A 12321-nucleotide genomic window follows, 5' to 3' on the forward strand; every position below is an offset into this window, starting at 1 on the left:
TCTCAGACCTCCGTCAGGCCGAATCGGCCGGTGGTGAGTGCTTCCTTGATCTCTTTACGGCGAGGGCGTCCGGTGACGGTGAAGAACTCGGCGTAGAACGTCTCGTCGGCCTCGACGAACGCGGCGCTGCCGACCTGTTCGATCTCCGAGAGGACCTCGGCGTTGACGTGGCGCACGTCGGCGAGCGCGGCGGCGGGGTCGGTGCCGCGGCTGACGACGAAGACCGCGATCAGCCGCTCCATGTTGTCGCCGAACACGGCGGCGGCCTCGATGCCGGGCCGGCTCTTGTACTGCGCCTCGACCCATTCCGGGCTGACGTTGCGCCCGTTGGAGGTGATGATGATGTTCTTGAGCCTGCCGGTGATGGTGACGTAGCCGTCGTCGTCGATGTCGGCGATGTCGCCGGTGTGCAGCCAGCCCTCGGCGTCCAGCGGGAGCGCGGTCGGGTCGTCCGATCCGAGGTAGCCGGTGAGCAGGGACGAGCTGCGGATGAGGAGTTCGCCGGCGTCGGACCGCCTGACCTCGCAGTGCCGCAGGGGCTTGCCGACCGTGCCGAGACGGACGAGGCCGGGGCCGTTGAGCGTGGCGACGGAGCCGTTCTCGCTGAGGCCGTACGCGACGTACACCGGCAGGCCGCGGTCCCACATGACGCGCAGGACCTCGTCGGACACCGGGGCGCCGCCGCTGAACAGCAGCATCGGGTCCTCCCGGCCGTACACCGCCAGCGACAGCTCGCGGGTGGTCGCGTCCGGGATGGTCCTGGCGTGGGCCGCGATGGACTCCACGAGGGACGGCGGTACCAGCGACACCGTGGGCCGGGCCTCGGCGAGCAGCCCGCGGACCTGCTCGACGTCACCGCCGGCGGTGCCCAGCGGCTTGGCCTCCTCGGGCAGGAACACGACCGTGCCGCCGGCGAGGAAGGTCAGGTAGACGGCGAAGACCTGCTCCACCAGCAGGCTCGTCGGCACGACGGAGACGTAGCGCTGCCACGCCTCGACGCCGACCCGGCTGGTGACGGAGTCGATCAGGTCGTCCACCGCGCCGCGGCGGAGCATCACGCCCTTCGGGGTGGAGGTCGTGCCGGACGTGTGGACGATCTTGCAGATGGCGGACTCGTCCAGCGTCGCCGCGGCCCGGACCCTGGCGGTGATCTCCTCCGGGGAGTACCCCTCCCCGACCGTGATCGTGATGACCTCGCACCCCTCGGGGAGGATCCTGTCCTCGCCGCCCCACTCCGCCAGGCGCTTGCGTCCCTGCTCGTCCACCAGGCAGACGATCGAGTGCGACAGCAGATGGCGGGCCTGGTCCCGGCCGAAGGCGATCGGGATGGGCACCGACCGCACGCCGGTCAGCAGGCAGGCCAGGTCGCCGACGATCCCCTCCACACCGTTGCCGGTGAGCAGGCCGATCGTGCTGGTCCCGGTGTCCCTTCCCTCGGCCGCGGCGACGACCGCGTCGCCGGTGCGGATCGCCGCGCCGAGCACAGTCCCGTAGGTGTACGGGCGGGGCGGCGCGGACGACTTCATCTCCTCCACGGCCACCTTCTCCAGTGAGCCGAGGCGGTCGAGGGCATGGTCAAGCCAACGCATCAGCGGACTCCTTCTATGCGTTCAGATCTCGGTGCCGTTGAAAAGCCGGGTGCCGTTGAAAAGCCGGGTGCCGTTGAAAGCCCGGTCGGAAAGCCCGGTTGAAAGCCCTGCCGGAGGGAGCGCCGTCAGCCGGCGGCCCGCGGGGCGACGTCCCGCCCGCAGCGGAGGATGCCCGTGCGGGGTTTCGCGGAGTAGTAGGTGCCCCAGTCCGTGCCGCCGGTCCCGGCGAGGTCGGCGCGGCGGGCGTTGGTGAGGGTGTGGAACTCCCAGCCCGCGACCCTGGCCACGTCGTGGAGCTTCTCGGTCAGCGTGGACAGCAGGAAGTCGTATCCCAGGTGGAGGGCGATCCCCGGCAGGGCGCGCATGAGGAACAGGCCGGCGCCGGGGTGGAACGACGCGATCGGGCCCATCTCCACGACCCGGCGGCGGTCGACGTGGGTCCCCGGGACCAGGTCGGCACAGGCCCGCTCGACCGGGACGTCGAGGTAGTTCTCCGACAGCAGCCTGCGCCCGGCGGCGGTGGTGAGCCCCGCGACGCCCAGGATGCGGCCGAAGGTGGGCGAGTCGCGGGCACCGTCCCACGCGGTGACGAACAGGTCGGGGCAGGGGGTGACGACGGCGCCGTACCGGTCGAGGTACTTGCGCTTCACGCTGTCGACGCAGAACCGGTAGTTCGGCGTGCCGGGACTGGCGAACCCCGTCCGGAGAAGCGGAGGGGTCACGGGGCCGGGCCGGACCTCCTCCAGCGACGGCAGGGATACGGACAAGGAGTCGGACGCGGTGCCAGGTGTTGCCATTTCCTCATCCTCATCTCGAAGTGCCTATCTGCTTGCGTATGCACAACTCTGCGTGACCCCGGGTCGCGGGAACAGGAGTTTCGGGTGCAGCAAACTGCCCGGGGCTGCAGTTTTCTGCCAAAGACCGGCGCTTGACATGCCGTACGGCTCCGCACCGGACGGTGCCGCGGGTGGCGGCGATCTCCGTACGGGCAGGTGAGGGGCGGGAAAGGACGTCCGCGGGAGACGATCGGCGGCGAGAGGAAGCCCCGTACGGAGGGTCCTCGGTACGGGGCTGCCCGGTGCCGGAAGGGCGCACGGCGAGGCCGCGCCCTTCCCCTCGCCGACCGGTACCGGTCAGGCCACGACTTCCGGTCAGGTCATGTGGGCCGGGCCGCCGCCGGCGGGCCCGCTCACGACGCCTCGCCGCCCTGCCGGCGCACCATCTCGGTGATCCAGACGGGCGCGAACGGAGACGTGCAGCCCGGGGAGGTCGGGTAGTCCCTGAGCACCCCCAGGCGCTCGCCGATGCCGATCGCACGGGCGCGGTGCCCGGCGTGCTCGATCCCGATCTGAGCCAGGCAGGTGTTCATCGCCCACTGCAGGCGATCCGGGGCGCCCTTCATCTCCGTCTCGATGACGTCGAGCAGTCCCGCGAGGTCGAGGCCCTCGGGCTTCCTCGTCACGCGTTCGGCGGTCAGCGCCCAGCCGGCGGCCGCGACCGCCGGATCCGGGTCGGCGGACCAGGCCAGGCGCAGCTCCTCGGAGTGCGGGTTCTTCTTCACCACGTAGTTCACGAGCCAGTCGTGCACCTTGGGGGTGCGCGCCTCACGCAGCATGGCGTCCAGCTCGTCACGCCCGAACGCCTTCGGACGGCAGATCAGGAGGGCCAGCAGCCTCGCCGCGGTGTCACCCGTCTCCCAGAGCCGGCGCGCGAGTTCCTGCTGCGTCTTCAGCCGCTTGGCGAGCGCGCGCAGCCTGCCGAGGTTCACACCGTGATCGTCGCCGTGCCTCTCGTTCACCTCGCGGGCCCTCGGGTCCTCAAGCCCGGCCAGCTCGGCCATCACCTCGGCCACCGTGGTCCCGGTCGGCGTCGTCTCGGCCACCTCGTTCTCCTGTCCGTCACGCGCGGGACCCGCCCTACGCCGGATCGAGCGCGTGCCCCGGGTCAACGGTCTCATCCAAGGCTTATATAAGACAAGGCTGAATAAGGTCGAGACGGCCCTTCCCCGGTCGCATCCGGACGCCTGTCACACACGGCGGGGCCGTCCGGTCGATCGTGTGCGTCCGCGGCCCGGCCGTGATCGGCCGTGTCCGCGCGGAGCGGAGTCGGCCCCCGGCCGCGTCGCGGACTGCCGGGGGCCCTCACGGCGCGGGACGTGGCCGGTGACGGGAGCCGCGCCGCTCCGCGCCACCGGCGGCATCAGGTGAGCAGCCAGATGGCCGAGAACAGGCCTATGACCATCACGAGCGTCCGCAGGTACGAGGCCCGCAGTCGCCGGCCGAGCACCGCGCCGACCCAGCCGCCGAGAAGCGCGCCGGCGCCGAGCAGCAGAACGGGTTGCCAGACCGGCAGCAGATGCCCGGTCATGATGAAGACCACCGTGCCCGTGGCGTTGATCGTCGTCGCGGTGAGGATCTTGAGAGCGTTGATCTGCTGGAGCGACATGCGCGGGAACGCCACGTTGAACACCGAGAACAACAGCACGCCGAGAGCCACCACCCAGTAGCCCCCGTAGACGCTGACGGCCAGCATCATGGCCCACGGCCCGAGGCGGCGAAGCCGGCTGGAGCGCGACTCGCCGGTGGCGGCGTGGCGGTCCGGATCGGCGGTCGCGGGGTCGGCGGCCGCGGTGTCCGCGGTCGCGACGACCTCGACGGCCGGACCGTCTCCCGCCGGATCGGGTCCCGCCCCGGCGGGAGACGGCCCCGAGGCGGCCGGCACGAGCACCAGGGCGGGCCGGGACGCGGGCTGGGACACGGTCTCCCGGGCCGGGACGCCGGACTCCCGCCGGGTACGACGGCTCATCAGCGGTTGCGCCGCGGCCAGGGCCGTGGCGGCGAGGATGAGCACCGGCGTGGCCGTCGCGAAGTATCTGGCCGGGAGGCTGAGCAGGAGCACGCTGCCCACGAGGCCGCCGGCCACCGCCACCACGATGATCTTCACCAGGAGCGCCGGCTGCTTGGGCAGCCAGGTGCGGTAGCCGTACGCCCCGGAGATCCCTCCGGGCAGCAGGCCCAGGCCGTTGATGATGTTGGCCAGCAACGGCGGATATCCCAGCCAGATCAGCACGGGGAAGCTGACCAGCGACCCTCCGGCGACGACCGTGTTGAGCGCGCCCGAGGCGACGCCCATGGTCGTGAGGAAGACGGTGTCCGACCATGTCATGATCGGTCCCGGGGGGTCACGCCGGTGGCCGCCGCGGCACCGCCCCCCGGTCCCGGATCCCCTCCGCGGAGGGGACCTCCCGTACGGCCGGCGCACCTCCGCCGCGCGCCGCGGATCCTCACGAATGTTCTTCCTGCGACCGGCTCCGTCAGGCCCATGGCGACCTCTCATGGAGATGACCGGCGGATCCAGGTCTCGAGAGGCCGGCAGTCCGGCCGAATCGGCCGTCCTGACGACACGCCACCGGCAGCCGCGAGGATCGTCGGGCTTCGCGTCTCGCGGGAGATGCCGGCCGCGTGCTTCGTACCGGGCGCGGCCTCCGGCCACTGTGGCCGGTTGCGCCCCGGGCTCGGTCCTGTGTTCCGCGGGTGAGGTTCCTCACCCGCGGTCAGGGTGCGCGCCGTACCTTGATGACAATCTTGCCGTTACCTTGCAGTCCAGGTCAGGCGTGGAAAACGGCTTTCGGGCCTGCCGCCGGACCCGATGCGGGACGGCTTTCGGGTCATGGGAACGGGCGGTCCGGAATCGGTGCCGGGGAACTCCTCCGGGAGTTCTCCACCGCCGGCCGGATGAAATCGATATATGTTTCGAGCTCGGTCGGGAAAATCGAGCGGCTGCTGACAAAAGGGTCGGGAGCATCGGCCGCCGCCGGCCGGTGATGTCATACCGGAACGCCGGTCGGCCATGGCGACTTTCGGCGTGCGCCGTCATCGATCGTTCCGCGGCGGCGGCTGATCGCTCCTGCGTGATGGATCGCGTTCCGGGGCCGCGTGCGACGATCGCACGAGGCCACGCGTTCGTTCGCGGATTCGCCCGGCTCACGCGTCGTACCCGGGCACCGCGTCGAGATCGGCGTTTTCGCGGCGGACGGCCACTCGGGCGCCGATGGCCCGATCGGTTCAGATGACGATGATGTAGATCATCTGGAATGGAGTGAACACCACTGCCTCCCCTCGGTTAACTGCTGTCACGTTGGTCACATGTTAACCATGCCGGGAAGCATCATGCGGCATATCCAGAAAAATCCAATTATGTAAATTAGGTATGGATGACCCGGGCGAAGCGGGCCATTCCCGAGCGCGCATGCCTGAGCCCGGCGGGTCTGAGAACACACCGGTCAGGAGGCGGTCACATCGAGACCGTGCAGCCGCGCCCGCAGGGCCGTCTGCTCGGGCACGTTCAGCCGTTCGAAGATCTCCAGGGCCTCGTTCCACAGCGGTTCGGCCGAATCATGGCCCTGGACGTGGAGCGTCGCGTCGCCGAGCCCTTCGAGGCAGCAGGCCCGCTCGTAGGGGTCGTCGAGGTCGCCGGCGAGCCGCAACGCCGTACGGAGGGCTTCGAGCGCCGCGCCGTAGTGGCCGCTGCCCCGATGGGCCGCGCCGACGCCTCGCAGGGCGCGCGACTCCTCGAAGGGATCGGTGATCGCCTGCGCGATGCCGAGAGCCTTCTGGTGGTGGATGAGCCCCTCGGCGTACCGCTGGTCGCGTACGTAGGTGTAGCCGATGTTGTTCAGCACGTTGGCCGTGTTCCGGCGGTCCCCGGTGGCCTGGTAGATCTTCAGCGCCTCCCGGTAGAAGCGGAGCGCCTCGCCGTGCTCGCCGACGTGCTCGTAGGCGTTCCCGATGTTGTTGAGGACGACGCCCTCGCTCTGCGCCCATCCGATGTCCCGGATCGTGGTCAGGACGTCGTGGAACATCCGCAGGGCCCGCCGGCCGTCCCCGAGACGTAGCGCGATCTCGCCGATGTTGTTCTCCACCTGCGCCTGGAGGCGCCGGTCCCCGAGGTCGCGGTTGAGGTCCATGACCTCTTCGAAGTCGGTGACGGCCTCCCGGTACCTGCCCGCCTGCCACAGCAGGATCCCCTTGTGCACGAGCGCCTGGCACTCGCCGCGCAGGTCGCCGACGCTCCTGAATATGGTCAGGGCCTCCGTCGTGTGGGTGAGCGCCGCCTTGAAGCGTCCCGAGTACCAGCACACGCGCCCCTGCTGGTCGAGCGTCTCCGCCTCACCGAGGCGGTCGCCGATGGAGCGGTGGATCGCCAGGGCCTCCTGGCAGTAGCCGAGGGCGAGCTCGAAGTGGCCGGTGTGACCACGTAACAGGCTGAGCTCCAGCAGCGCTTCGGCCTCGCCCGCCCGATCGCCCATGTCGCGGCAGGCGGCCAGGGCCTTCTCGTGGGTCGCCACGGCGTCGTCCCAGTGCCCGAAACGTTCGAGGAAGGCCGCGAGCGCCTGCGGGAGCCGCCGGGCATGGGGGCGCCATCGGTGGTCGGCCGCGTACTGCGCGCTCGCGACGAGGTTGACGCGTTCGGCCTTCAGCCACTCCTGCGCCTCGGCGGCGGTCCGCAGCGGCGGCGGGCTCTCGGGTACGTGGACGATCTCGATCCGGCCCCGGCGGCGGTGCGGGTTCAGGGCGCGGTCCGCCCTGTCCGCGAGGTGGAGGTAGTGGTCGAGGAGCCGGTGTACGGCCTGGCGGGCCTCGTCCTCGGACTCCTCGGAGAGGGCCCGTTCGGCGGCGAACTTCCACAGCAGGCCGTGCAGCCGGACCCTGCCGGCCACCGCCTCCTCGACCAGGTGATGGTCGAGGAGGTCTTCGAGCAGGCGCTCGCCCACGGACAGGTCACAGCCGATGAGGGCGGAGGCCGAGTGCACGGTGAGGTCGATCCCGGGGTGCAGGCCGAGCCGGCGGAACGCCCGGCGCATCTCGTCGGTCAGCCCGCGGTAGGACAGCTCGAAGGCCGCGGCGATGTCCCGGTCTCCCGCCCTGATGTCGGAAAGCCGGAGCCTGGCTCCCGAGAGCCGGGTGACGAGGTCGGCGACGCCGCGGGCCGGCCGGTGGCGGAGCTGGCTCGCCACCAGCTGGATGGCCAGGGGCAGGTGACCGCAGAGCCGTACGACCGTTTCGACGTCATCCGGCGCCATGGGCCGGTCGTCTCCGACGACCCTGCGGAACAGGGCCATGGCGTCCGGCGTCGGAAGGACGTCCAGGGACAGCGAGTCGACCCCTTCGAGCCCGGTCAGCCTGCGGCGGCTGCTGACCAGCACCAGGCAGCCCGGCGCGCCCGGCAGAAAGGGGCGGATCTGGTCCTGGTCCGCCGCGTCGTCCAGCACGATGATCGCTCTGCGGTCGGCCAGCTCGCTCCGCCACAGCGCCGCTCTGTCGTCGAGGGAGGCCGGTATCCGGTTGCGCGACACGCCCAGGCGCCGGAGGAGGACCGCGAGGCCCTCCCGGGGATCGAGCGGGTCCTGGCTCGGGTCGTGAGCGCGCAGCCGCAGGAAGAGCTGCCCGTCCGGATAGCGTGGCGCCAGCCGGTGCGCGAGGCGAACGGTCAGGATGGTCTTTCCCACCCCGGGCATGCCGTCGATCACCTCGACCGGGGCCACGTCGCCGAGCGACTCCTCGTCGAGGGCGCCGAGCAGCCGCTCCATCTCCGCGGCCCGCCCGGTGAAGTTCGAGATCCCCCGGGGCAGGTCGTTCGGAGCCGCCTGATCGACGATCCTCTGACGGCCCGGTGGCCCGGCGATCTCCGGATCACCGCGCAGGACGCGCTGGTGCGTGTCCCGCAGGGCCGGTCCGGGCTCCATCGCCAGCTCGGTGTTCAGGCGGCGGCGAGCCTGGTGGTACGTCTCCAGGGCGTCCGCCTGGCGGCCGCAACGATAGAGAGCCACCATCAGGTACCTGATGAACTCCTCGTCGAGGGGGTGCTGCGCGACGAGCCCGTACAGTTCCGCGACGAGGTCCGCGTGCTGTCCCAGATCGAGTTGCACGGCGACGCGTCTCTGCGTCGCCGTCCGGCGCTCGCTCTCCAGGGCGGTGCGGATCTCCCTCGCCCAGTCGCCGTCCATTCCGGCCAGTGCCTCGCCACGCCAGAGCGCGTCGGCTTCGCGGAGCAGCCGCAGGGCGTGCTCCGGGTCGCCGCTCTCGGCGATGGCCTGTGCCTGGTCGCACAGCCGCCGGAACCGGTGCAGGTCGACGCGGTCGGGATCGACCTCCAGGGTGTAGGCTCCCGAGCCCGAGAACAGCCGGGCCGTTCCGTCCCTGAGCGCGGCCAGACGGCCGCGGAGCCGCGCGATGTAGGCGTAGAGGCTGTCGCGGGGTTTGGGCGGCGGGTTCGCACCCCAGAGCCGGTCGATCAGGGATTCGGCCGGCAGCGGACGTCCCGCTGTCAGCAGCAGCATCGCCAGCACCTGGCGTTCCTTGGCCGAGCCAAGCCCGAGGTGCAGGCCGTCGGCCGACAGCTCCACAGGACCGAGAATACGGAACTCCACCCCGAGCCCTTCCGGGTTGGGTTTTTCTTCAATATCGAATTATTTCACTAGGAGCTCCGGAAATCCAGGAGGAAGAAAAGTGGTCCTGTGGCCATCGGGACCGGAAGAGACGGAAACAGGCGGCCGTATGGGCCGGAAACGGGCTCGCCGAAAACCGCCGGCACCGGAAAGGGTCTGTCGAAATCCCACCGGCGCCGGAGCGAGCCCGCCGGAACCCTCCGGTCTTGCGGTGATCAGGTCGCCGGAGCCTCCGGGGCCGCCTGGGTGCCGGGCATGCACGGGCCGTAGTGCCCTCTGCCGCACATCGAGCAAATGATCTTAAGCATTGGCATCTCCTCGGGGCGTGTCGAATCAGCCGCGGCGCTCCTGGGGACCCGTCCTCGTCCCGGGAGTCCGCCGCGTCAGCCTTGCCGGACGGCCGTCGGAATCTCGTGCTCGACGGCTTCTCCCGCTCTCTCCGCGCCCTGTGTGCCGCCGGTCGCGATCCCGGATGCCGACGGCGCTCCACGTGGAGCGGGACCGCACCGCCGGGAGTGGCCGGTGCCGTGGGTCCGCCGTACGGCTTCGGTGGCGAGCTTGAGACCTCGGAGAGACGTTCTCTCTAGTACCTCAGGCCCCAGTACACCAGAACGGCATCACCCGTGACTCGCGTTTTCCTAACCTTTGCGGATATGCCAGTAAATATCTTGTATGTTCTATATTTGATAATATATGGATGATTGTCGGGATTGGTGATGCATGAAGATCACAAAAATGAGGAGAGGCGCGGCGGGGCCGTGATTTCGGTCCGAGGATATGTCCGAGGCCGCACCAGGTCAGGCGGCGGATCGCCATTTCGGTCCCGAGAATATGCGCGGGTTCGCGCCGGTCCGGGCGGCGGATCGCCACCAGCCGTCACCACCAGCCGTCACCACCGCCAGCCGTCACCATCGGCCGTCATCGCCATCGGCCGTCATGGCCGCCGGCGGTAGCCTGGCTCCGGGGCGTACATCGCGTCGGTCTCGCCGTCGCCCCCACCGGCTCGGCCGTCCCCGCGCTCGGCGCGTCGCGGGGAAGCACGCGGTTCCGGCGCGTCACGCGCGACATCGGAGGTGATCACGGTGCATCCGGTCTTGTGACGGCCCCATCCCGGGGTGTCACGGAGCCGAAAGGTGACCGTATGAGCAAGACCGACAAGACCCGGCCCTGGTGGGTGCGGATGGCCGACACACCGATGGTGACCTGCCTCCCCGTACACGACCACCGGTTCGGGCACTGCACGCTGCCGGACGAGATCACGGCCGGCGGCGCGTCCCTGAGCCGCCGCGCGGCCGGTTGCCACTGGGGCGGCCCGGCCCACTACGTGTTCGGCAACCTCACCAGGGGCGGCAACCGGGAGTGGTACCACCTCCGGCGCGAGGAGCGCCGCCGGAGCCGTCACCGGGCCCGCCGCGAGCTGCGCGGCTACCGCGGCGAGGACTGAGAGAAGGCCGCGGGCCGGGCCGGGTGCGGTCGTCCCCGGTCCGGCCCGGATCTCCCGCGGGCGGCACCGCGGGCACCGCGAGCGCTGCGGGCGGGGCGGGCGCGCCGCCCGGTGCGGTCTACTTCCCGGTGGCCGCCCGGTAGACGCACACGTTCGCGCCGGCGCCGCCGGTGGTCGTGGAGACCAGCTCGAACGCGCGCAGCGCGCCGTCGTCCGGGAAGATCTTCTTGCCGCCGCCGAGGAGAACCGGCATGACCACGAGCCGGAGTTCGTCGACCAGACCCTCGCGCAGGAGGGCGCGCACGAGCGTGGGGCTGCCCATGACGACCACGTCGCCGCCCTCGGTCTCGCGCAGCTTCCGGATGTGGGCGACCGCCTCGCCGCCGGGGATGAGCGCGGTGTTGTTCCACGTCAGGTCGTTCTCGCCCAGCGTGTCGGAGACGACGTACTTCCGGATGGAGTTCATCCGGTCGGCGAACGGGTCGCCGGCCTGTCCGGGCCACGCCGCGGCCATCGTCTGCCAGGTGCGGCGTCCGAACAGCAGCGCCTCGGCGTTGCTCAGCGCGTCGTCGAAGGAGCCGCCCACGACCTCCGGGTCGAAGAACTGGTGCGACCAGCCGCCGTGGGCGAAGCCGCCGTCGGTGTCCTCGTCGACCCCGCCCGGTGCCTGCACGACGCCGTCGAGGCTGATGAACTCGCTGACCAGGATGCGCATGGGAGGTGCTCCTTCGGGTTGTGTCGTCGAGGTGGCCGGCCCGTCCGCCGGGCGGGCGGCTCCGCGGTCGTTCCGGTCGCGAGGCCGCCCGCCCGGCGGGTCCGGCGGAACCCCGCTGACCGGTCTCCCCGGCCGCGGCGTTCCGTGTGATCAGAGACTATGCTCCGACAACTTTTTTTGTCAAGGATGAAATGATTGTCGGCGGTTTCGGGCGCGGGAGACGGGTTCGGATAGCGTCGGGGCATGCGGCTTCATGTGGGATGCGCGATGTGGACCCATACGCCATGGCAGGGGCGCTTCCTGCCCCACCCGCTCCCGCCCGGCGAGCGCCTGCGGGCGTACGCGACCTGGTGCGACGCGGTGGAGGGCAACACGACGTTCTACGCGACCCCTGCGCGGAGCACGGTGGAGTCGTGGGCGCGGCAGACCTCCCCGGACTTCCGCTTCGTGGCCAAGCTGCCCAAGTCGATCACGCATGAGCGCCGCCTCACCGGTCCCGGCGCCGACGAGGAGCTGGCGGCGTTCCTGGAGGCGATCGAGCCGCTCGGGCCGCGGGCCGAGACCCTCTGGGTCCAGCTTCCCGGGTCGTTCGCCCCGGCCGACCTCGGCGTCCTGGCGGGTTTCCTCCGCGGGCTTCCCCGCTCGCACAGATACGCCGTCGAGGTTCGGCACCGCGCGTTCTTCGAGGACGAGCGCGCCGGGCGGCTGCTCGAAGGTGTCCTCGGCGGCGTGGGCGCCGAGTGGGTCCCGTTCGACACGACCGCCCTCTTCCGGAGCCCTCCGACCAGCGACGCCGAGCGGGAGGCCTGGACGAGGAAGCCGCGCCTGCCGCGCCGGTCGGTCGCCCTCACCGACCGCCCGATCATCCGCTACCTCGGCCGGGACTCGGCCGAGCGCACGGTCGAGGGCTGGCGGCCGTGGGTCGGCACGGTCGTCGAATGGCTGCGCGAAGGCCGCTCGCCGACCGTGTTCATCCACACGCCCGACAACGCCGACGCGCTGATGCTCGCCCGCCGTTTCCATGACGAGGTACGGGCCCACCTGCCCGAGGTCGAACCGCTCCCCGAACCCATGCCGGCGGAACCGCTGACCCTCTTCTGACCACCGCGCCTCCCGCGCCTCCCGC

General features: G+C 70.9%; 8 protein-coding genes. 2 read left to right on the plus strand and 6 right to left on the minus strand.

The genetic code is table 11. The features are described 5' to 3' along the window. Positions 1 to 2 precede the first annotated feature (2 nt). From ACQP10_RS00420 to ACQP10_RS00440, 5 genes are all read right to left on the minus strand, one after another. The gene (locus ACQP10_RS00420; protein WP_346018239.1) at positions 3 to 1589 is read right to left on the minus strand and encodes an AMP-binding protein; all 1587 of its coding nucleotides are present in this window, start codon (positions 1587 to 1589) and stop codon (positions 3 to 5) included. A gap of 125 nt (positions 1590 to 1714) precedes the next feature. Beyond that, a complete protein-coding gene (locus ACQP10_RS00425; RefSeq protein ID WP_346018238.1) occupies positions 1715 to 2386 on the minus strand; it encodes a thermostable hemolysin in 672 nt (223 codons plus the stop codon). A gap of 392 nt (positions 2387 to 2778) precedes the next feature. Then, on the minus strand, positions 2779 to 3429 hold the full coding sequence (locus tag ACQP10_RS00430; RefSeq protein ID WP_346019685.1) for a DNA alkylation repair protein: 651 nt from the start codon (positions 3427 to 3429) through the stop codon (positions 2779 to 2781). A 359-nt stretch (positions 3430 to 3788) separates the two neighbouring features. Then, positions 3789 to 4754: a sulfite exporter TauE/SafE family protein gene (locus ACQP10_RS00435; protein ID WP_346018237.1), complete on the minus strand. Its 966-nt coding sequence runs from the start codon at positions 4752 to 4754 to the stop codon at positions 3789 to 3791. Between the two features lie 1117 nt (positions 4755 to 5871). Further along, positions 5872 to 8994 (minus strand): tetratricopeptide repeat protein, encoded by a 3123-nt coding sequence (locus tag ACQP10_RS00440; RefSeq protein ID WP_433540646.1) that lies wholly within the window; start codon positions 8992 to 8994, stop codon positions 5872 to 5874. A gap of 1183 nt (positions 8995 to 10177) precedes the next feature. Between ACQP10_RS00440 and ACQP10_RS00445 the strand changes: the two genes are divergently transcribed. Then, positions 10178 to 10480 (plus strand): hypothetical protein, encoded by a 303-nt coding sequence (locus ACQP10_RS00445; RefSeq protein ID WP_346018235.1) that lies wholly within the window; start codon positions 10178 to 10180, stop codon positions 10478 to 10480. A 118-nt stretch (positions 10481 to 10598) separates the two neighbouring features. Here ACQP10_RS00445 and ACQP10_RS00450 read toward each other — a convergent pair whose 3' ends face one another. Next, positions 10599 to 11195, minus strand: coding sequence for a dihydrofolate reductase family protein (locus tag ACQP10_RS00450; RefSeq protein ID WP_179821402.1), 597 nt, complete (start codon positions 11193 to 11195; stop codon positions 10599 to 10601). A 243-nt stretch (positions 11196 to 11438) separates the two neighbouring features. Between ACQP10_RS00450 and ACQP10_RS00455 the strand changes: the two genes are divergently transcribed. Continuing rightward, positions 11439 to 12296: a DUF72 domain-containing protein gene (locus ACQP10_RS00455; RefSeq protein WP_346018233.1), complete on the plus strand. Its 858-nt coding sequence runs from the start codon at positions 11439 to 11441 to the stop codon at positions 12294 to 12296. The last annotated feature ends 25 nt before the right edge of the window (positions 12297 to 12321 follow it).

Origin of the sequence: Streptosporangium sandarakinum, from assembly GCF_050942225.1 — a bacterium.
GTDB classification, from domain to species: domain Bacteria; phylum Actinomycetota; class Actinomycetes; order Streptosporangiales; family Streptosporangiaceae; genus Streptosporangium; species Streptosporangium nondiastaticum.